Source organism: Microbacterium flavum (genome assembly GCF_018717645.1).
GTDB classification, from domain to species: Bacteria; Actinomycetota; Actinomycetes; order Actinomycetales; family Microbacteriaceae; genus Microbacterium; species Microbacterium flavum.
Map to the genome: position 1 here is coordinate 84,878 of NZ_JAFLHG010000011.1, position 19,267 is coordinate 104,144.

A 19,267-nucleotide genomic window follows, 5' to 3' on the forward strand; every position below is an offset into this window, starting at 1 on the left:
ACGGTCCCGCATCGGCATCCACGAACGCACACAGTTTTCCACGCACTTAAGGAGCCACCACCCATGGCAAACTTCACGATCGCCGACATCAAGGCGCTGCGCGAGCAGCTCGGTACCGGCATGGTCGACACCAAGAAGGCGCTCGAGGAGGCCGACGGCGACCTCGAGAAGGCCGTCGAGATCCTGCGCCTCAAGGGCGCGAAGGGCAACGCGAAGCGTGCCGACCGCTCCACCAGCGAAGGGCTCGTCACCGCTGTCCAGCACGGCGACAAGGTCACGATCCTCGAGCTGAACACCGAGACCGACTTCGTCGCGAAGAACGAGCGCTTCATCGCCCTCGCGGAGAAGGTGCTCGAGGCGGCCGCCGCCGTCGACGCGGACTCGGTCGAGGCGGCCCTCGCCGCCCCCGCCGGCGCGCAGTCGGTGGCCGAGCTCATCTCGGACGAGGCCGCCATCATCGGCGAGAAGGTGGAGCTGCGTCGCGTGCGCACCCTCTCCGGCACGGCGTTCGAGATCTACCTCCACAAGACGAGCAAGGACCTGCCGCCGCAGGTCGGCGTCGTCCTCGCCTACGCGGGTGAGGATGCCGAGACGGCGCGGTCGATCGCGCAGCACATCTCCTTCGCCAACCCGACCTACCTCTCCCGCGAGGACGTCCCCGAGGACGAGGTCGAGAAGGAGCGCCAGATCGTCACCGAGATCTCGCGCAACGAGGGCAAGCCGGAGGCGGCGCTGCCCAAGATCGTCGAGGGTCGCGTGGGCGCCTTCTTCAAGCAGGTGGCCCTGCTCGACCAGGACTACGCGAAGGACAACAAGCAGTCCGTCGCGAAGGTCGCCGGCGACGCGGGGATCACGATCGAGGGCTTCGCCCGCTTCAAGGTCGGCGCGTAAGTCACGGACGGGGTCCGCATCCTGAGGGGTGCGGACCCCTTTCCATGCCCGCCACCCGGTAATCTGCAACGAGACGAGAGGACCCCCCTGTGACCGATGAGAACACCGGACGCCGCCGCGTCCTTCTGAAGCTGTCCGGAGAAGCGTTCGGCGGTGGCCAGCTCGGAGTGAATCCGGACGTGGTCGGCCAGATCGCCCGCGAGATCGCCGAGGCCGTCGACCGCGTGGAGATCGCGATCGTCGTCGGCGGCGGGAACTTCTTCCGCGGCGCCGAACTCAGCCAGCGGGGGATGGATCGTGGCCGGGCGGACTACATGGGCATGCTCGGGACCGTCATGAACGCGCTGGCGCTGCAGGACTTCCTCGAGCAGGCCGGCGCCGCCACGCGCGTCCAGTCCGCCATCTCGATGACCCAGGTCGCCGAGCCGTACATCCCGCGCCGGGCGGAGCGGCACATGGAGAAGGGGCGCGTCGTCATCTTCGGCGCGGGGGCGGGTCTGCCCTACTTCTCGACCGACACGGTCGCCGCCCAGCGCGCGCTGGAGATCGGGGCCGACGAGGTGCTCGTCGCCAAGAACGGCGTCGACGGGGTCTACACCGCCGACCCGAAGAAGGATGCCACGGCCACCAGGATCGACGAGATCACCTACCAGGACGCATTGCGGCAGGGCCTCAAGGTCGTCGACTCGACCGCGTTCAGCCTCTGCATGGACAACGGCATCGACATGCGCGTGTTCGGCATGGAGCCCGAGGGCAACGTGACCCGGGCGCTCCTGGGCGAGCGCATCGGCACCCTCGTCACGGTGTGACGGGGCACGCCCCACTAGACTCGTGAACTGACGTAACAACGAATGGAGTGACCGTGATCGCCGAGATCCTGGCCGACACGTCCGGGCGCATGGACCGCGCCGTCGAGGCCGCGAAGGATGACTTCGCGACCGTCCGCACGGGCCGCGCGAACCCCCAGCTCTTCCAGAAGGTCATGGTCGACTACTACGGCTCGCCGACGCCCCTCTCGCAGCTCGCGTCGCTGAACGCCCCCGAGGCGCGGATGCTGGTCGTCACGCCCTACGACAAGTCGGCCCTCAAGGCGATCGAGCAGGCGATCCGCGACATCCCGAACCTCGGCGTCAACCCGACGAACGACGGCAACCTCGTCCGCGTCACGATGCCCGAGCTCACCGCCGACCGCCGCAAGGAGTACGTCAAGCTCGTCCGCACCAAGGGCGAGGATGCCAAGGTGCACCTCCGTGGCATCCGCCGCAAGGGGAAGGACGAGCTCGACGCGCTCAAGAGCGAGGTCGGCGAAGACGATCTCGTGCGCGCGGAGAAGGAGCTCGACGCCATCACGCGCTCCCACGTCGATGAGATCGACGAGGCCCTCAAGCGCAAAGAGGCCGAGCTTCTCGAGGTCTGAGCGATGACCGATCCTTCCGGTGAGCCCGCCGAAGGCTCGGACGCTCCGCCGACCCCGGCGACACGCGCCGACGCGCGTCGGGACGGGGATTCGTCGACCGCGTTCCAGGAGCACGTGCGGGCGGCGCGCAGCGAGTTCGAGCATCAGATCGACCGTGCGCGGGCCGACTTCGACAAGGCGCGGGCCGACTTCGAGCAGGTCAACGATCGGATCAAGGAGCGGACGGGTCGCAACCTCCTCATGGCGACCCTGATCGGAGTCCTCGTCGGCGCCGCGGTGCTGGCATCCCTGCTCTTCGTGAAGTGGCTGTTCCTCCTGTTCGCCATCCCCGTGTGCCTCCTGGGGGTGTTCGAGTTCTCCCGCGCGCTGCAGACAGCCGGGCGGAAGGTCGACGTCATCCCGCAGCTGGTGGCGGGCGGCGTGATCATGCTCGCGGGGTTCTTCGTCGGGCACTGGACCCATTGGGTGCTGAGCTTCGCCTGCGTCGCCGCGCTCATCATCTGGCGCCTGCTCGCGCAGATGGCCGCCCGAGACGGACGCCGCTACAGCGATGTGCTCGACGACGTTCTCGCCGCAGGATTCGTGCCGATCTACGTCTCGTTCCTCGCATCGCTGACCCTTGTGCTCCTGCGACTCGAGCAGGGGGAGTACTGGCTGCTCGGGATGGTCATCGCCGTCGTCGCCGCCGACACCGGCGCCTACGCGAGCGGTCTCGCCTTCGGATCCCACCCCATGGCCCCGCGCATCAGTCCCAAGAAGACGTGGGAGGGGTTCGCCGGCGGAGCGCTCGCGACCGTCGTCGTCGCCGTCGTCTACGGGATCTTCGTGCTGCACATCCCGTGGTGGTCCGGCATCATCTTCGGCCTCGTGATGGTCGGCTGCGCGACTCTGGGCGACCTCGGCGAATCCATGATCAAGCGCGACCTCGGCATCAAGGACATGAGCTCGTGGCTCCCTGGCCACGGCGGCGTCCTCGACCGGCTCGACTCCATCCTCCCGTCCGCCGCGGCGGCCCTTGCGATGTACTTCCTGTTCTTCCCGCTGGTGAGTGTATGACCGATCAGATGACCGCCGAATCCGCCCATTTCCCGCACGCCGTGGGCCGCCAGAAGGGCTATCGCGCGCAGGAGGTGGACGACTTCCTCGCCCGCGCGCGCGCCGCCTTCGAGAATCCGGAGGCCGCCGACATCGACGCCGGCACGGTCCGGACCGTCGCTTTCCCCTTGGTCAAGCGCGGCTATCAGGTGGCAGCCGTGGATGCGGCGCTCGGACGGATCGAAGACGCCTTCGCGGCCCGCGAGCGCGAAGACGCCCTCGGGCGCGCCGGGGCCCGCGCATGGGTCGGCCAGTCGCGCCGGCTCGCGCAGGAGATCCTCGATCGCCTCAGCCGTGCCCGCGGGCACCGGTTCCGCCGAGTGGGCATCCTCCGCTACGGCTACCGGATCGATGAGGTGGACATCGTGGCCGACAAGATCGCCGCCTTCCTCGAGGCGGGCGAGCCGGTGACCGTCGACCAGGTGCGCACCGTGGCCTTCCGGATGCAGCGGCGCGGCTACAGCGAGGCGCAGGTGGACGCCGTGCTCGATGCCGTCGTGGGAGTGATGCTCGCCGTCGTCTGAGTTTGGACGTGCGACGGGGCCGACGTGCGCCGCGGCGTGGACCCGGCGCGGACGCGTCGGTAGAATCGGACACTGTGACCCCCGACGACCTCGAGACCCGCGCGCGGACGCGCGAGCTCTCGACGCGCGCCGCTGCGACGCCGCGTCAGAGCCCGCCGACTCGGTGGTCGCGGCGCCGCGGCGTCGTCGCTGTCTTCGCCGCCCTCGCCGTCGCGGGGCTCGGTGCCGCCTACGTCGGCCCTTTGGGCGCCGCCGCGCCGCGGGCGGAGGCCGCGCAGCTCGACCCGGTGTCGCTGTACGCGACGACGATCGCCGACGCGCAGTCGCTCGTCGCGGCATCCCGCGCCGACGGCTCCCTGGGCCGCGAAGCGATCACCTACTCGGTCTACATGACACCCAAGCCCACCCCCACCCCGACACCGTCGGCGTCGGCGTCGGCGGGGAGCGACAGCGGCGAGGCCGCCGCGGAATGGTCGCCGCCGTTCGTGTCTCCCGATCCGGGCACGGCGCAGGCGATCGCCTACGTCATGGTCCAGGAGCGAGGCTGGGGTGACGGGGAGTTCGCCTGCCTCGTGGCGCTCTGGAACAAGGAGTCCGGGTGGCGGGTGAACGCGTACAACGCGGGAAGCGGCGCCTACGGCATCCCGCAGTCGCTGCCGGGAAACAAGATGGCATCGGCCGGCGGGGACTGGGAGACGAACCCGGCGACGCAGATCGCGTGGGGTCTCGGCTACATCGGCGGTCGCTACGGGTCTCCGTGCGGCGCATGGGGGCATTCGCAGTCCTCGGGTTGGTACTGACGCGATGCCCCGCGCGAACCGTCGCCGTCCCGAACGCGGCGATGACTCCCTCGATCGCCTGCTGAGCGGGTGGAAGCGCACCGAAGACCGTCGCGGGGTCACGTGGACCGTGCAGCCGGTCAGCGCGGCCGCGGCCCAGAAGGCGTATTCCTGCCCCGGCTGCGGGCGGGAAGTATCCCCGGGCACCGCACACGTCGTGGTGTGGCGTGCGGACGGGGTCCTTGGCGATGCCGCCGACCTGGCGGCGCGCCGGCATTGGCACACGAACTGCTGGAGGATCGGCTGACATGGAGATCCGAGGACCGGTGCTCCTCCCCGCCCGGCGGGAGGACGTCGAGCTGCGCACGCTGGACGAGTTGACCCTGGTCGGCGAGCTCGCCCTTCCCGCGGAGCGCGAGCCCGTCGCGACCCTCGTCACGCTCCATCCGCTGCCGACGGCAGGCGGGTTCATGGACTCGCACATCCTGCGGAAGGCGGCGGCGCGCCTGCCGGCGCTCGCTGATCTCGCGGTTCTCCGCTTCAACACGCGCGGGACCACCTCACCGCGGGGGACGAGCGAGGGCGCCTTCGACGGGGGACGCTCCGAGGAGTTCGACGTCGCCGCGGCGATGGATCTCGTCCGCGACCGCGAGCTCCCGCGGCCGTGGCTCGTCGGCTGGTCGTTCGGGACCGAGCTCGCGCTCAAATTCGGGCGCGACCACGACATCGAAGGCGTGATCCTGCTCTCACCGCCGCTGCACCGCGCGACCGACGCGGACGTGGCCGCGTGGGCGGGGGACAGACGGCGAATGGTCGTCGTCGTTCCCGAGCTCGATGACTACCTGCGTCCGCCGGAGGCGCGGGAGCGCTTCGCGTCGGTGCCGGACGCGACCCTCGTCGCCGTCGACGGCGGCAAGCATCTGTGGGTGGGGGAGTCCCAGACCCGTCGGGTGCTCACCGAGATCGTCGCGGCCGTCAACCCGGACGCACTGCCCCTTCCGACCGAGTGGGACGACTGATCACTTCTCGTTCTGCCGCGGGATGATCACCTGGCGGTAGATGATCAGGATGCTCGCGGCGACGGGGATCGCGATCAGTGCGCCCAGGAGGCCGAGGAGCGACCCCCCCGCGAGGGCCGCGATCACGACGACGGCGCCGGGGACCGAGACGGCTCGGTTCATGATGCGGGGCGACAGGAAGTACGCCTCCACCTGCATGTAGATCGCGTACCAGATGAGGGCGACCAGTGCCGTCAGCGGTGACCCGAGGCCGGGGATGAGGCACGTGAGGACGATGATCGCGGAGCCGGTGAGCGTTCCGACGAGCGGGATGAGCGAGAAGAAGAACGCGATGACGGCGAGCACGGCGGGGAAAGGGGCCTGGATGATGGTGAGGAAGATCGCGCTCAGGACACCGTTGATGACGCCGAGGGACACCTGCCCCATGACATAGAACCCCACCGAGGCGGTGATCTGCTCGGAGAGGTCGATGAACCGCGCGCGCTTGGAAGCGGGCACGAGCTGGTAGACGGAGGCCTTCAGGTTCGGCGTCGAGGCCGTGAAGTAGATCGTCAGGATGAGCACGATGATCGCACCGGTGAAGCCGGCGATGATCCCGGCGCCGATGTTGAGGATGACGCCCGTCGCCGCCCCGCCGATCTGGCCGTAGTTGAGCGAGTTCATCCACTCGGTGATGTACTGGAACACCTCGTCGACCTTGAGCGTCGGGAAGGTGGACTTCAGCCAGGTGCTGAGCTCCTCCGTCGGGTTCCACGATCCGTCGACGATCTTGGCGATCAGCCCCTGGACCTGGGTGATCAGCTGGGTGATCTGTCCGACGAGCACCGGGATGACGATGAGGATGATCCCGGCGAAGACCGCGAGCACGACGGCGAAGGTGATGAGGAGCGCAGCCCAGCGCTTCAGTCCCTTCCGCTCGAGCCACGACACCGCAGGATCGAGGCCGAGCGCGAGGAAGAGCGCCGTCCCCACGTAGAGGAGGACGGTCGAGAGCGACTCGACGCTCGTGATGAGCAGCACGCCCACGCCGACGCCGAGGGTGGCGATCAGCGCGGTGCGGAAGGGGTGGTGCAGCTTCACTCGTACTCCTCTGGAACCGGGCACGCGAGGAGCCGGACACGGTCTGCTGACGGACTGTCAGGATATGCACGCTAGCGCGCGGGGGACGGCGGCGCGCGGGGTTGACACCTTCCCGGGCGACACACAGGTCGTTTTCGCTAGTCTGGAACGTCGTATGCGCGCCGAGATCGCTCCCGTGATCACCCCGGCGGCGAGGAGGTTGGATTCGTGCGTTTCGTCTGGGCCGTGGCCGCTTTCGTGCTGGCCGCTCTCATGATCGGCGCCGGCATCGCCCAACGGACGGTGTTCGAAGGCCCGACCACCGCGAGCCAGGCCATCGCCGTGGATGCCGACGCGCCGTACGTCCTCATCGACGGCGCCGTGCTCGGCGCCCACCCCGGCGCGCAGAACGTGCGCATCGAGGGCTCAGGGCCGATCTTCGCCTCCTACGCCCGCACCGCGGATGCGACGAGCTGGCTCTCCACGAGCGACTACGTGCACGTGACTCCCGCCGCCGACGGCGCACTCGACTCCGCGCTCGTCGCCCCTGCATCCTCCGACACCGCCGACGGCGCGAGCTCCGAGCCGCCGACGCCGAAGGGCTCGGACCTCTGGCTCGACGAGTACGAAGGCACGGGAACGCTCGACGAGACCCTTCAGCTCCCCGACGGCATGAGCCTGCTGATCGCCGCCGACGGGACCGCGCCCGCGCCCGCCGCGATCACCGTCACCTGGCCGATCCGCAACGCGACGCCGTGGGCGGGCCCGCTGATCCTCGGGGGCTGCGTCCTCCTCGTCGCCGGTCTCGTCCTCTACCTCCTGGCCCTGCGCCACGCGCGCCGCTCGCGCGGGCCGCGGCGCAAGGGCCTCCCCATGCCGGTCACCGAGCCGATCGACATCGCGGCAGCCGACGACCAGAAGGGCGTCATCAGCGCGACGCCGACCCGTCGTCGACTCACCCGTGGTCGACGTGCGTTCGCGGCGGTTCCCGCGGTCGCGGTGTCCGCTCTTCTGTTCGCCGGGTGCAGCGCCGACGCGTGGCCGCAGCTCGCGCCGAGCGCCACGCCGAGCCCGTCCGCGACGGTCGTGGCTCCTAAGGATCAGGAGAGCCCCGTCGTCACCGAGGCTCAGGCAGAGCGCATCGTCGCGCGGATCGCCGACGAGGTCGCGACCGCTGACGCGGCGCGCGACGGCGTGGCGGCGGCGACGCGTCTGGACGGGACCGTCCTCGCGGCGCGGCAGACGAACTACACGCTCCTCGCCGCGATCCCCGACTACAAGCCGCTGCCGGCGATCCCGAGCGGCCGTCTGCAGGTCATCCTCCCCGAGGCGAACGACGAGTGGCCGCGCACGTTCTTCGCCGTCGCTCCGCCCGCAGGCAGCGACGAGGCGTCGACCGTCATGAGCATCACCCAGAAGGACCCCTGGGCGCCGTACAAGCTCACGTACCTCGCGCAGCTGACGTCGGACACCGATCTCAACCTCGCGCCCGCGTACGTGGGCGCGATCGCGATCCCGAAGGACTCGCCGTTCCTCGCGATCGCGCCGGAGAAGCTCGCCGGCGCCTACGCGGACATCCTCACGAAGGGTTCGGGGAGCGAGTTCGCCTCGCTGTTCGACAACACCGACGACGCGTTCCAGACCCAGTTGGAGAGCGATCGGTCGACGCGTCTGACCGCCTTCAACTCGACGGGGGCGACAACCGGTGCGATGACCTTCTCGGCGACGGCCGGCACGACCGAGCCGGTGGCCCTGGCCACCCTGGATTCGGGTGCCATCGTGGCCGTCACGGTCGATGATCTCGACACCGTCGCGCCGACGAACTCCGACGCCGTCATCAAGACGGGCGACAACACCGCCGTCCAGGCGCTCGCGGGAGTCGACCAGTCTTCGACCGGGTTCGTCACGACGTACGGAAACCAGCTCTTCTTCTTCGTCCCCAGTCAGAGTTCCAAGGAGCGCATCCAGCTCCTCGGCTACTCCTCCAACATCCTGACCTCGAAGGTGGCCGGCTGATGACCGATTCCCGTCCCGAGGCCGTTCTGCGCGGCGCCGTCGACCTCTCCTCCCTCCGCTCGCGCCCCGCCGCGCCGCCGGTCGATGCGGATGCCGGGGCCGCTGCCCCGGTCTCGCTCGTGTTCGACGTCACCGACGCCTCCTTCCCCCAGGTGCTCGAGCTCTCCCGCACCGTTCCCGTCGTCGTCGACCTCTGGGCCACGTGGTGCGGGCCGTGCACGCAGCTCAGCCCGATCCTGGAGAAGCTCGTCGTGGAGGCGTCCGGCTCACTCGTCCTCGCGAAGGTCGACGTCGACGCGAACCCGCAGCTCGCCCAGGCGTTCCGTGCGCAGTCGATCCCGATGGTCGTCGCGCTCGTCGCCGGTCAGCCCGTCCCGCTGTTCACCGGTGCCGTTCCCGAGCAGCAGGTGCGCGAGGTGTTCGCGCAGCTCCTCCAGCTCGCGGCACAGCAGGGCGTGACCGGAGTCGTCCCCGTGGGCGAAGCGGCCGCCGAGGCATCCGAGGCCACCGAGATCCCGCTGCCGCCGCACCACCAGGACGCCTTCGACGCGATCGAGGCGGGCGATTACGCCCGCGCGGTCACGGCGTACGAGGCTGCACTGGCCGAGGACCCTCACGACGAGCAGGCGCGCGCCGGTCTCGGACAGGTGCGACTGCTGGACCGGGTGCAGAACCTGGACCTGCAGGCGGCGCGTGATGCCGCAGCGGCCGCGCCCACCGACCCGGTCGCGCAGTTCGCGGTCGCCGACCTCGACCTCGCAGGGGGCCATGTCGACGACGCGTTCGCACGCCTGCTCGACCTGTTCGCCGTCCTGCCCGACGAGGACCGCGCGCCGGTGCGCGAGCGCCTGCTCGAGCTGTTCGGGCTCGTCGGCGACACGGACCCGCGCGTCATCCGTGCGCGCGGGCGCCTGTCCAGCCTGCTCTTCTGAGTCCGCCCGCGCGCGTTCCGGTCAGGCCCGGTGGCCGAGCCACAGCACGCCGAGCGGGGGCAGCACCATGGTCGCGCGTCCGTTCTCGTCCGCGTGCACGCTGCCGAGGTTCCCGACACCCGATCCGCCGTAGGCCATCGCGTCCGAGTTGAGGAGCTCGGTCCATTCTCCGGCCTCGGGGAGATCGAGCGTGTACCCGGAGATCGGCTCGCCGGAGAAGTTGCAGACGATGGCGACCGTGTTGCCGTGGTGGTCGACGCGCGAGAAGGCGATCACGTTGGGGTTCCAATTCGGCTCGCCCAGGCGGCGGAACGCACTCCCGTCGCTGTCGCGGGACCAGAGCGGCGCCTGCTCCTTGTAGACGCGGTTGAGCGCCCCGACGAACTCCCACAGCTGACGGTGCGGCGGCTGATCGAGGATCCACCAGTCGAGGCTGCGCGACTCCGACCACTCCGACATCTGCCCGAAGTCCTGGCCCATGAACAGGAGCTGCTTGCCGGGGTGACCCCACATGTAGGCGAGGAAGGCGCGCATGTTCGCGAGCTTCTGCCAGTGATCTCCGGGCATCCGGGTGAAGAGCGTCCCCTTGCCGTGGACGACCTCGTCGTGGCTGATCGGCAGGACGAAGTGCTCGCTGAAGGCGTAGACGAACGAGAACGACAGCTCGCCCTCGTGGTGTGAGCGGTACATCGGGTCACGCTTGAAGTACTCGAGCGTGTCGTTCATCCAGCCCATGTTCCACTTGAGCCCGAACCCGAGTCCCCCCGCGCTCGTGGGCGCCGTGACACCGGGGTAGCTCGTCGACTCCTCGGCGATCATCGCGATGCCCGGGTAGCGCTTGTAGGCGGTCGCGTTGACCTCCTGGAGGAACCGGATGGCTTCGAGGTTCTCGCGGCCGCCGTAGATGTTCGGCTCCCACTCGCCGTCCTCACGGGAGTAGTCGAGGTAGAGCATCGAGGCGACCGCATCCACCCGCAGTCCGTCGACGTGGAACTCCTCGTACCAGTACAGCGCGTTAGCGACGAGGAAGTTCCGCACCTCATTGCGTCCGTAGTCGAAGATGAGCGTGCCCCAGTCCTTGTGCTCGCCGCGACGCGGGTCCGGGTGCTCGTAGAGGGGCGCGCCGTCGAAGCGCGCGAGGGCGAAGGCGTCCTTCGGGAAGTGACCGGGAACCCAGTCCATGATCACGCCGAACCCGGCCTGGTGCAGACGATCGATGAGATAGCGGAGGTCATCGGGCGTACCGAACCGGCTCGTGGGCGCGTAGTAGCCCGAGACCTGGTAGCCCCACGAGCCGCCGAAGGGGTGCTCGGACAGCGGCAGGAACTCCACGTGCGTGTAGCCGGTCTCGGTGAGATACTCCACGAGCGGGTCGGCTGCGTCCCGATAGCCGAGGCCGGGGCGCCACGATCCGAGGTGCAGCTCATAGGTGGACATGGGCTGATCGATGGGGGAGCGCTGGGCGCGCGCGTCCAGCCACGCCCCGTCTCCCCAGGTGTAGGAGGACTCGGTGACGACCGATCCGGTCGCGGGAGACACCTCGGCCTGCTGCGCCATCGGGTCGGCCTTCATGATCCAGCCGTCATGCGGCGTGAGGATCTCGTACTTGTACGTCGTCCCGGCGCCGAGCCCGGGGACGAAGATCTCCCAGACCCCCGACGATCCGAGGCTGCGCATCGCGTGCGAGCGGCCGTCCCAACCGTTCAGGTCGCCGACCACGCGCACGGCGCGGGCATCAGGCGCCCAGACCGCGAAAGAGACGCCGTCCACACCCGCGTAGTGGCGCACGTGCGCCCCGAGGACGCGCCACAGCTCCTCGTGGCGTCCTTCGCGGATGAGGTGCTGATCGATCTCGCCGAGGCTCGGCAGGTGACGGTACGGATCGTCGCTGCGGAAGTCCGGTGCGCCGTCGTAGGTCGCGACGATCTCGTACGCGGTGGGCCGCGTGTCGGCGCGCCCCTCCCAGATGCCGCCGCGGAGGTGCTGAAGAGTGACATCCGTGCCGTCGGAGGTGACGGCGGTCACCGTTTCGGCCATCGGGCGCCGGGTGCGGATCAGCCAGCCCGTGTCGCCCTCGTGGACGCCGAGGACATCGTGGGGCGCGTGGTAGGAACCGTCGGCGACGGCGTCGAGGATACCCTCGGGGACGGTGCTCATCTGCGCTCCTTCACGTGCAGGATGTGGACGGGTTCGGCGAAGGCGTCCAGGCGCACGAAGGCATCCTGGTTCCAGGTCCAGACGGCGCCGGTGATCAGGTCCTCGACCTCGAACGGGGTCCCGGGCTCGACGCCCCAGATGCGCGTGTCGAGATGGATCGTCGTCTGACGCACGGAGTGCGGGTCGACGTTGGCGACGACGATGATCGTGTCGCTACGACCGTCGGGGGAGAGGGCGGCATCGAGGTGCTTGGAGTAGACGAGGATGGCGTCGTCGTCGCTCCAATGCGCCGACCAGTTGCGCAGTTGCCGGAGCGCGGGATGGGCGGTGCGGATCTCGTTGAGGCGGCGGAGATAGGGGGCGAGCGACTCGCCTCGGGCTTCGGCGCCCTCCCAATCGCGCAGCTTGTATTCGTACTTCTCGTTGTCGATGTTCTCTTCGGAGCCGGGCCGGGCGATGTTCTCGACGAGTTCGTAGCCGGCATACACCCCCCACGAGGGGGCCGACGTCGCCGCGATCGCCGCGCGGATCTTGTACGCGGGCCACCCGCCGTACTGGAGGTATTCGGTGAGGATGTCGTGCGTGTTCACGAACAGGTTCGGGCGCATGTAGTCGCTCGTCTCGTGCGAGACGGACGCGAGGAACTCCTCGAGCTCGGCCTTCGTGTTGCGCCACGTGAAGTACGAGTAGCTCTGCTGGAAGCCGACCATCGCGAGCGCGCGCATCACCGCCGGGCGGGTGAACGCCTCGGAGAGGAAGATGACGTCGGGGTCCGCGGCGTTCACCGTGCCGATGAGCCATTCCCAGAACTGCAGCGGCTTGGTGTGCGGGTTGTCGACCCGGAAGATCTTCACCCCCTGCGACACCCAGTGCTGCACGACTCTGAGCATCTCGGCGTAGCTGCCCGTCGGGTCGTTGTCGAAGTTCAACGGGTAGATGTCCTGGTACTTCTTCGGCGGGTTCTCCGCGAACGCGATCGTTCCGTCCGGGAGAGTCGTGAACCACTCCGGATGCTCGGTGACCCAGGGGTGGTCGGGCGCCGCCTGGAGGGCGAGGTCGATCGCGACCTCGAGACCCTCCGCGCGCGCGGCGCGCACGAAGAAGCGGAAGTCGGCAGGCGTTCCGAGATCGGGATGGATCGCGTCGTGGCCGCCGAGGGGCGAGCCGATCGCGTACGGCGATCCCGGGTCCTCGGGCTGAGCCTTCAGGGTGTTGTTGCGTCCCTTGCGATTGATCTCGCCGATGGGATGGATCGGCACGATGTAGATCACGTCGAAACCCATGCCGGCCACGCCGGGAAGGCGCTTGGCGGCGGTGCGGAAGGTGCCGCTCTTGATCGATCCGTCCTTGCGGCGAACAGCGCCTTCGGAGCGTGGGAAGAACTCGTACCAGGACCCGACACCGGCGCGCTCGCGCTCGACGAGCAGGGGGAGATCGGGCCCGAGCGTCACGAGCGACTGCACCGGCCGATCCCGGAAGTACACGGCGATGGCGGGGTCGCGGACGATCTCGAGCGCGACGTCGTCGCTGAGCGACGCGTCGCGCAGGCTACCCGCTGCGGCCTTCAATGCGCGGACCTGCGCGGCGCCGCGGTCCTTCTCGGTCGCCGCGCGAGCGAACAGCAGAGCGCCCATCTCGCGCATCAGAGCACTGTCCACCCCCGCGGCGATCTTCAGATCCGCGGCGTGCTGCCAGGTCGCGAACTCGTCGGCGAACGCTTCGAAACGGAACGTCCACCGCCCCTGCTCGAGGAGGACGACGGATGCGCGCCAATGGTCGAGGCCGTTGCGCAGAGGGCTCAGCCGATGGAGCGACTCGACGCCTGCGGGCGACGTGAGACGGACGTTCACGCCGATCAGGTCGTGCCCCTCGCGGAAGGCCGTCACCTGGAACGGCACAGCCTCGCCGACGAAAGCGGAGGGGGCGAACCGCGGATCGAGTGTGGACGGGTACGGGCTCAGCAGCGGGATCCGACCCATGAGGGTGGCCGGAGCTCCCGTCCACGGATCGGCGGGCCGGAGCGGAACCGAGGAAGCGCTGCGGACCGTGGATGCCGGTTCAGGTCGGGCTGGGGTTCGCGTCGTCGAGGCCACGTGTCGAACCTACCGCCGTCATCCCTCCATCCGGAACAGGTGAAGGGCCGTGCCGGGCAGGATCACCGTATCGCCGGGCGCGAAGGACGGTGCCTCGTCGGCGGGACGCTCGGGCACACTGGACCAGAGCGACGTGTACCGGGCGACCCCTTCGATGCGGGGCAGGGTCACCTCGATGGCACGCTCATTGCCGTGCACGATCAGGAGGATCGCGTTCGGCTCCTCGTGTTCGGGCGTCGAACGGGCGGCGTACTGCAGGGTGCGGTGCTCGGCGCTCGTCCAGCGGTCGTGCGACATCGTCTCGCCGTTCTCGTCGTACCAGTCGATGACGGAGGCGTTGGGCACGATCTGCGTGTCGTGGGCGAACCGACGCGGCCGGATGGCGGGGTTCTCGTGCCGCAGCCGGATGAGCGTCCGCGCGTGGGCGAGAAGGTCCTCCTGCCACGGGGCGAGGTGCCAGTTCACCCAGGTCAGCGGGGAGTCGTGGCAATACGCGTTGTTGTTGCCGCGCTGCGTCCGCCCCATCTCGTCGCCGGCGGTGATCATCGGGACCCCGGCCGACAGGAGCAGCGTCCCGAGGATGTTCCGCATCGCCTTGCGGCGGGTGGCCAGGATCTGCGGGTTGTCCGTCGGGCCCTCCGCACCGTGGTTGAACGAGCGGTTGGTGTCGGTGCCGTCGCGGTTCTGTTCGCCGTTTCCCATGTTGTGCTTGACGTCGTAGGAGACGAGGTCGCGCAGGGTGAACCCGTCGTGCGCCGTGACGAAGTTGATGCCCGCAAGAGGGCCGCGGCGCTCGTCGAAGGTGTTCGAGGACCCCGCCAGGCGCGTCGCGAGCCCCCCGACGCCCGCGGGCGGGGTGCCCGCGCGGCGCGAGTAGTCCACGTCGCTGAGCCAGAAGTTGCGTACCCGGTCGCGGTACCGGTCGTTCCATTCACTCCACCCGGCGCCGAAGTTCCCGGTCTGCCAGCCGCCCATCCCGACGTCCCAGGGCTCGGCGATCATCTTGCGACCGGCGAGCTGCGGGTCGGCGATGATCTGCCGGAGGAGAGGGTGGTCGGGGGTGAACTCGTGCCGGGCATCGCGGCCGAGCGTGGCGGCGAGGTCGAAGCGGAAGCCGTCGATCTGCACCTCCTGCACCCAGTAGCGCAGGGAGTCGACGATGAGGCGTGCGGCGGCATCCGTCGACGTGTTCACGGAGTTCCCGCATCCCGTCACGTCGATGTAGGCGCCGTCCTCGTGCTGGCGGTAGTAGCCCGCGTTGTCGATCCCGCGCAGGCTCGACCGGGGGGCTCCCAGATCCAGCTCGGAGGTGTGGTTGTAGACGACATCGAGGATCACCTCGATCCCCGCGGCATGCAGCGAGCGGACCATGTCCTTGACCTCGCGCAGGACCGCGTCGGGACCTGCGGCGATGGCCTCCGCCGTCGCGTACGCGCCGTGCGGGGAGAAGAAGTTCAGCGTGTTGTAGCCCCAGTAGTTCGTGAGGCCGTGATGGAGGAGGCGCGGCTCCGTCTCGAACGCGTGGATCGGCAGCAGCTCCACGGCGGTGACGCCGAGGGTCTGCAGGTGCTCGATCGCCGCGGGGTGGCCGAGCCCCGCGTAGGTGCCGTGCAGGGCCGGAGGCACACCGGGATGCCGCTTCGTGAGCCCCTTGAGGTGCGCCTCGTAGATGACCGTCCGATCCATCGGCGTCTCAGGGTGGGCGACGCCCGCCCAGTCGTAGGAGGTGTCGACGACGACCGATCGCCACTCGCCGATGCGCACCGGCGCGAGCCCCCGCGCGTACGGATCGAGGAGCAGCGTCTCCTTGTTGAACGTGTTGCGCGCCCCGGTGGGACCGTCCACGCGCAGAGCGTAGTGAGCGCCCGGCCGGAGCTCCGGCGTCGTGACCTCCCACACGTCGCCGCCGACGGGAGTCAGCGGGAGCGACCCGATGATCCAGTCGAGGTCGGTGGCGTCGACGAGGACGAGCTCGACGGCGGATGCCCCTTCCGACCACACCCGGAGGGTGCCGCCGGTCGGGCCGAGCGTCACCCCGAGACCGTCGTAGACGGGGGAGCGGAACGCAGGACGAGGGAGCGGCTTCGGGCTGGCCATGCGAACTACAGTAGTAACGCCCGGGGCGGGCGGCGTGCCGCTTCTCGGCATCGACGACCGGAACGGCGGAGGAGGCGCATGGTCTACCTCGATCACGCGGCATCCACCCCCCTGCGAAGCAGCGCCCGGGACGCGTGGCTCGCCGCGTCGCAGACGGCCGCGAACGCCTCGTCCGTGCACGGCTCCGGGCAGGCCGCGCGCCGCCTCCTGGAGGATGCCCGGGAGGGAGTGGCCGAGCTGCTGGGGTGCCAGAGCATCGAGGTCGTGTTCACCAGCGGCGGCACGGAGGCGGTGAACCTCGCCCTCCAGGGCCTCTGGTGGTCGCGCGAGGACGGCCGCGAGGCGGTGGTCCTGCCTGACGGCGAGCACCACGCGACCCTCGACACGGTCGCCTGGCTGCAGACGCAGGGCGCCGACGTGCGCTCCGTCCCGCTCGACGCGCTCGGACGGATCGATGCGGACCTGTTCGCGGAGCGCCTCCCCGGCGCCGCGCTGGCCACCGCTCTCGTGGTGAACAACGAGGTCGGCACGGTGCAGGATGCCGCGGCCCTGACGGCGGCAGCCGCGGATGCCGACGTGCCGCTGCACCTGGATGCCGTCGGCGCGATCGGGCACCTCCCCGTGTCCTTCGCCGCCCTCCGGGGCCCGGGGGCGGCGCCCACGGGACTCGTGGCGCTGAGCGCGTCCGGCCATAAGTTCGGCGCGCCCGTCGGAACGGGAGTCCTCGTCGTCTCACGTCACGCGCGCCTCGCGCCGATCCTGCACGGCGGCGGTCAGCAGCGCGGCCTCCGGTCGGGCAGCCCCGATGTCGCCGGTGCGGCCGCGTTCGCGGCGGCCCTGGATGAGGCGACGCGCGAGCGGGATGCCGAGGCGCAGCGGTTGACCGCACTCGGCGCGCGCCTGGCGGACGGCATCCTGCGCCTCGTGCCGGGCGCGGAGATCCTCGGAGACCGGGTCGCGCGCGTGCCGGGGAACGTGCACGCCCTCTTCCCCGGAGCGCAGGGCGAGTCGCTGCTGTTCCTCCTCGACCGCGCGGGCATCTCGGTGTCGACCGGGTCTGCGTGCCAGGCCGGCGTCGCGGAGCCCTCGCACGTCGTCCTGGCCCTCGGTCGCGACGAACGCGCCGCGCGATCGGTTCTGCGGATGACGCTCGGACGCACCTCGACGGACGGCGACATCGACGCTCTGCTGGCCGCGCTGCCGGATGCCTACGCGCGCGCCTCCGGGGCTCGCTCAGCCAGGCGCTCGTAGACTGGTCGCATGCGGATCCTGGCGGCCATGAGCGGCGGCGTCGACTCCGCGGTGGCGGCTGCCCGGGCCGTCGAGGCGGGGCACGACGTCGTCGGCGTGCACCTCGCGCTCTCGCGGGCCGGCGGGACGCTCCGCACCGGAAGCCGCGGCTGCTGCACGATCGAGGATGCGATGGATGCCCGCCGTGCGGCGGACCTCCTGGGCATCCCGTTCTACGTCTGGGACTTCTCCGAGCGCTTCCGCGAGGACGTGATCGCCGACTTCGTCTCCGAGTACCAGGCGGGCCGTACGCCGAACCCGTGCATGCGCTGCAACGAGAAGATCAAGTTCGCCGCGCTTCTCGAGCGCGCTCTCGAGCTCGGCTTCGATGCGGTCTGCACCGGCCACTATGCGACTCTCGTCCACGCCCCGGAGGGACTCGAGCTCCATCGCGCGAGCGACGAGGCGAAGGACCAGTCCTACGTGCTGGGCGTCCTGACCGCGGAGCAGCTCGCCCACACCTACTTCCCGCTGGGGACGACCCCCTCCAAGGCCGTCGTCCGTGCGGAGGCCGCGGCGCGCGGACTCACCGTCGCGCAGAAGCCGGACAGCCATGACATCTGCTTCATCCCCGACGGGGACACCCGCGGGTGGCTTGCGGAGAAGGTGGGCACGCAGACGGGCGATATCGTCGACCGCTCCGGTGCCGTGGTCGGCAGTCACGAGGGTGCGCACGCCTTCACCGTCGGCCAGCGCCGAGGGCTCTCGCTGGGCATGCCGGCACCCGACGGCAAGCCGCGGTTCGTGCTCGAGGTGCGCCCCGTGACGAACACGGTCGTCGTGGGCCCGAAGGACGCCCTCGCGACGGCGGAGATCGCCGGCGTGCGGCGCAGCTGGGCGGGCCGAGCTCCCGCATCCGACGCGTTCCGGTGCCACGTGCAGATCCGGGCCCACGCCGAACCCGTTCCCGCGCACGCCGTGATCGGGTCGGACGGCGTCGTGGTCCGTCCGGACGTGCCGTTCGAGGGCGTCGCGCCCGGTCAGACGGCGGTGCTCTACGAGGGCACCCGTGTCATCGGCCAGTTCACGATCGACCGCACCGTGTCGGCCGCGCCGCTGCCCGTCTGACCTCTCGCGGGTCCTCGCGTCCATCCTCTCGTCCACACGCGGGCGATCCGGAGCCCTGTCCACTGATGCGGCGGATCCGCCTCCGCGAGCAGACGCGCGTGGGTAGCGTGGCGCCCGACCGAGCCGGACGGAAGAGGTGCGCATGGGCGAGCACACGCGGGGCGACGAGCCACGGAAGCGGAGGCGACGGAGGCCGGCCGTTCTGGCCGGAGGTGCCGCCGTCGCGGCCATCGTCGTGATCGCCCTCACGACCGGTGCGATCACGTCGGGCGGGCACGGCCCCGTGGGCCCGCCGGCAGCGACCGGGAGCGCGCGGCTCGTCGAGGTGATCGGGACGGAGGCCATCCGGCAGGACGGCGCCGTCATCGCGACCCCGTGCTTCGCATACCGCCTCCCGGACGTCGGCGCCGCGTGGGAGCTCGTCGAAGGCTCGCGCGGCTGCGCGAGCTCGGTCGTGCCCGCCGGGGGCGATGCGCTGTCCCAATTCCATGTGCGCGGGATGCTCCGACCCGCCGATCCCGCGGCGGCTCTGGAGGAGGCGGTGCGGGACGCCCGGGATGGCGGCGAGCACGTGGACAGCGCGGAGCTCGTGGAAATCGAGGGCCGGACCGTCGCGCGGCTGACGCTGTCGACCCGCGACGGGCTGCGGATCGCGACCTACCTCGTGCCCATCGCGCCCGTCGCGGCGCACGAGGGGACCGCCGTCGCCCTCGTCGACATCGGGTCGGTCGTCGGGGAGTGGTCCGACGGCGTCGTCGCCCACATCATCGGCTCCCTTCCCGACGCGGGAGCACCCCCGCCCGCCGGTGTCGGAGGTGGTTCGTAGACTG

Annotated in this window: 17 protein-coding genes; 13 read left to right on the top strand and 4 right to left on the bottom strand. The window is 70.2% G+C overall.

Annotation, left to right across the window (positions count from 1 at the left end; translation table 11 throughout):
- The first annotated feature begins 63 nt into the window (after positions 1-63).
- From tsf to J0P97_RS12235, 8 genes are all read left to right on the top strand, one after another.
- Positions 64-891 carry a translation elongation factor Ts gene (tsf, locus tag J0P97_RS12200; protein WP_215488058.1) on the top strand — a complete coding sequence of 276 codons (828 nt, stop codon included), beginning with the start codon at positions 64-66 and terminating at the stop codon, positions 889-891.
- An 89-nt stretch (positions 892-980) separates the two neighbouring features.
- Positions 981-1,700: a UMP kinase gene (pyrH, locus tag J0P97_RS12205; RefSeq protein ID WP_215488059.1), complete on the top strand. Its 720-nt coding sequence runs from the start codon at positions 981-983 to the stop codon at positions 1,698-1,700.
- A 53-nt stretch (positions 1,701-1,753) separates the two neighbouring features.
- Positions 1,754-2,308 (top strand): ribosome recycling factor, encoded by a 555-nt coding sequence (frr, locus tag J0P97_RS12210; RefSeq protein WP_215488117.1) that lies wholly within the window; start codon positions 1,754-1,756, stop codon positions 2,306-2,308.
- Between the two features lie 3 nt (positions 2,309-2,311).
- Positions 2,312-3,364, top strand: coding sequence for a phosphatidate cytidylyltransferase (locus J0P97_RS12215; RefSeq protein ID WP_215488060.1), 1,053 nt, complete (start codon positions 2,312-2,314; stop codon positions 3,362-3,364).
- 8 nt (positions 3,365-3,372) lie between these two features.
- Positions 3,373-3,927: a DivIVA domain-containing protein gene (locus J0P97_RS12220; RefSeq protein ID WP_246540360.1), complete on the top strand. Its 555-nt coding sequence runs from the start codon at positions 3,373-3,375 to the stop codon at positions 3,925-3,927.
- A 74-nt stretch (positions 3,928-4,001) separates the two neighbouring features.
- Positions 4,002-4,727, top strand: coding sequence for an aggregation-promoting factor C-terminal-like domain-containing protein (locus J0P97_RS12225; protein ID WP_308163560.1), 726 nt, complete (start codon positions 4,002-4,004; stop codon positions 4,725-4,727).
- A gap of 4 nt (positions 4,728-4,731) precedes the next feature.
- On the top strand, positions 4,732-5,013 hold the full coding sequence (locus J0P97_RS12230; RefSeq protein ID WP_215488062.1) for an Rv1322 family protein: 282 nt from the start codon (positions 4,732-4,734) through the stop codon (positions 5,011-5,013).
- Position 5,014: 1 nt separating this feature from the next.
- A complete protein-coding gene (locus J0P97_RS12235) occupies positions 5,015-5,725 on the top strand; it encodes an alpha/beta hydrolase (RefSeq protein ID WP_215488063.1) in 711 nt (236 codons plus the stop codon).
- On the opposite strand, the gene J0P97_RS12240 is transcribed toward J0P97_RS12235, so the two are convergent.
- The gene (locus J0P97_RS12240) at positions 5,726-6,805 is read right to left on the bottom strand and encodes an AI-2E family transporter (protein WP_215488064.1); all 1,080 of its coding nucleotides are present in this window, start codon (positions 6,803-6,805) and stop codon (positions 5,726-5,728) included.
- Positions 6,806-7,012: 207 nt separating this feature from the next.
- Between J0P97_RS12240 and J0P97_RS12245 the strand changes: the two genes are divergently transcribed.
- The gene (locus tag J0P97_RS12245) at positions 7,013-8,800 is read left to right on the top strand and encodes a DUF8094 domain-containing protein (protein WP_215488065.1); all 1,788 of its coding nucleotides are present in this window, start codon (positions 7,013-7,015) and stop codon (positions 8,798-8,800) included.
- Positions 8,800-9,732 (top strand): tetratricopeptide repeat protein, encoded by a 933-nt coding sequence (locus J0P97_RS12250; protein WP_215488066.1) that lies wholly within the window; start codon positions 8,800-8,802, stop codon positions 9,730-9,732. The genes J0P97_RS12245 and J0P97_RS12250 overlap by 1 nt, the downstream gene beginning before the upstream one ends.
- A gap of 21 nt (positions 9,733-9,753) precedes the next feature.
- Here J0P97_RS12250 and glgB read toward each other — a convergent pair whose 3' ends face one another.
- The 3 genes from glgB to glgX all read right to left on the bottom strand — a co-directional run bounded on the left by glgB (position 9,754) and on the right by glgX (position 16,079).
- On the bottom strand, positions 9,754-11,889 hold the full coding sequence (glgB, locus tag J0P97_RS12255) for a 1,4-alpha-glucan branching protein GlgB (protein ID WP_215488067.1): 2,136 nt from the start codon (positions 11,887-11,889) through the stop codon (positions 9,754-9,756).
- Positions 11,886-13,853 carry an alpha-1,4-glucan--maltose-1-phosphate maltosyltransferase gene (locus J0P97_RS12260; protein WP_372449714.1) on the bottom strand — a complete coding sequence of 656 codons (1,968 nt, stop codon included), beginning with the start codon at positions 13,851-13,853 and terminating at the stop codon, positions 11,886-11,888. The genes glgB and J0P97_RS12260 overlap by 4 nt, the downstream gene beginning before the upstream one ends.
- A gap of 147 nt (positions 13,854-14,000) precedes the next feature.
- On the bottom strand, positions 14,001-16,079 hold the full coding sequence (glgX, locus tag J0P97_RS12265) for a glycogen debranching protein GlgX (protein ID WP_215488068.1): 2,079 nt from the start codon (positions 16,077-16,079) through the stop codon (positions 14,001-14,003).
- Positions 16,080-16,157: 78 nt separating this feature from the next.
- Between glgX and J0P97_RS12270 the strand changes: the two genes are divergently transcribed.
- The 3 genes from J0P97_RS12270 to J0P97_RS12280 all read left to right on the top strand — a co-directional run bounded on the left by J0P97_RS12270 (position 16,158) and on the right by J0P97_RS12280 (position 19,263).
- Complete coding sequence (locus tag J0P97_RS12270; RefSeq protein ID WP_215488069.1) at positions 16,158-17,330, top strand: cysteine desulfurase family protein; 1,173 nt, start codon at positions 16,158-16,160, stop codon at positions 17,328-17,330.
- A gap of 9 nt (positions 17,331-17,339) precedes the next feature.
- Positions 17,340-18,437 carry a tRNA 2-thiouridine(34) synthase MnmA gene (gene mnmA / locus J0P97_RS12275; RefSeq protein ID WP_215488070.1) on the top strand — a complete coding sequence of 366 codons (1,098 nt, stop codon included), beginning with the start codon at positions 17,340-17,342 and terminating at the stop codon, positions 18,435-18,437.
- 142 nt (positions 18,438-18,579) lie between these two features.
- Complete coding sequence (locus J0P97_RS12280) at positions 18,580-19,263, top strand: hypothetical protein (protein ID WP_215488071.1); 684 nt, start codon at positions 18,580-18,582, stop codon at positions 19,261-19,263.
- Positions 19,264-19,267 lie beyond the last annotated feature (4 nt).

What these genes read in the sequence shown, in the direction of transcription:
- J0P97_RS12215 (WP_215488060.1), top strand. Translation starts at nt 2,312, where the DNA reads ATGACCGATCCTTCCGGTGAGCCCGCCGAAGGCTCGGACGCTCCGCCG.
- mnmA (WP_215488070.1), top strand. Translation starts at nt 17,340, where the DNA reads ATGCGGATCCTGGCGGCCATGAGCGGCGGCGTCGACTCCGCGGTGGCG.
- glgB (WP_215488067.1), bottom strand. Translation starts at nt 11,889, where the DNA reads ATGAGCACCGTCCCCGAGGGTATCCTCGACGCCGTCGCCGACGGTTCC.
- J0P97_RS12220 (WP_246540360.1), top strand. Translation starts at nt 3,373, where the DNA reads ATGACCGCCGAATCCGCCCATTTCCCGCACGCCGTGGGCCGCCAGAAG.
- glgX (WP_215488068.1), bottom strand. Translation starts at nt 16,079, where the DNA reads ATGGCCAGCCCGAAGCCGCTCCCTCGTCCTGCGTTCCGCTCCCCCGTC.
- tsf (WP_215488058.1), top strand. Translation starts at nt 64, where the DNA reads ATGGCAAACTTCACGATCGCCGACATCAAGGCGCTGCGCGAGCAGCTC.
- J0P97_RS12280 (WP_215488071.1), top strand. Translation starts at nt 18,580, where the DNA reads ATGGGCGAGCACACGCGGGGCGACGAGCCACGGAAGCGGAGGCGACGG.
- J0P97_RS12250 (WP_215488066.1), top strand. Translation starts at nt 8,800, where the DNA reads ATGACCGATTCCCGTCCCGAGGCCGTTCTGCGCGGCGCCGTCGACCTC.
- J0P97_RS12230 (WP_215488062.1), top strand. Translation starts at nt 4,732, where the DNA reads ATGCCCCGCGCGAACCGTCGCCGTCCCGAACGCGGCGATGACTCCCTC.
- J0P97_RS12270 (WP_215488069.1), top strand. Translation starts at nt 16,158, where the DNA reads ATGGTCTACCTCGATCACGCGGCATCCACCCCCCTGCGAAGCAGCGCC.
- J0P97_RS12235 (WP_215488063.1), top strand. Translation starts at nt 5,015, where the DNA reads ATGGAGATCCGAGGACCGGTGCTCCTCCCCGCCCGGCGGGAGGACGTC.